Raw genomic sequence first — 640 nt, 5'->3', positions numbered from 1 at the left:
TAGTGGTAAATTATGAATTTGTGAATGGAGAGTTTTTCTTCTTATTGAATTTTACAGATTTAAGAGGGACAGGCTTTAAAGATGTATTTCTAAACACCCGCTATATTAATTTACTAGCTGGAGAGACTTACATTTTAGATAAAAATCTTGATGATAATGGGGATTATATAGGAAGTGGTGCAGGACATTCTCTTTCGTTATCAAATGTGTTTTACACAACATCTTCAGTGAGTGGTGAGTTGACAATAACATATATAGATCTTTCCAACTCCATTATTTCTGGCACCTTTTGGTTTGATGCAGTTAATGCCGATGGAGAAATCGTAGAAATCCGAGATGGGCGCTTTGATTATCAATACTAATTATACTACTTTTTTAGAGCGATTTAAAAAAATATGAACATTTGTCAATCCTAATTTTCGTTAAAAAAATACAATTCATACACTCAAAAAAGAAGAATTGTAAAAAAATTAATACTTTTACTGTAGACATTTGAAACCAAAAAATTATATTATGAAAAAGATCATTTTAATTTTAGCACTCATACTATTCCATAGTTGTGGCAACGATGATGATACTACTACCAATGCTACATTACCACCAGCTACTCAAACAGGCGCCAATACCGTAGGATGCCTCG

General features: G+C 31.9%; 1 protein-coding gene. It reads left to right on the top strand.

The window, feature by feature from the left end; all coding sequences use genetic code 11:
• Positions 1-362, top strand: a 362-nt coding sequence (locus AA089_RS23255; RefSeq protein ID WP_241480034.1) for a DUF6252 family protein, incomplete at its 5' end; no start/stop codon positions are given.
• Positions 363-640: the final 278 nt, after the last annotated feature.

This window comes from Kordia jejudonensis, assembly GCF_001005315.1.
In the GTDB taxonomy this organism is placed as follows: Bacteria; Bacteroidota; Bacteroidia; order Flavobacteriales; family Flavobacteriaceae; genus Kordia; species Kordia jejudonensis.
This window is presented reverse-complemented; position numbering and strand designations above follow the sequence as displayed.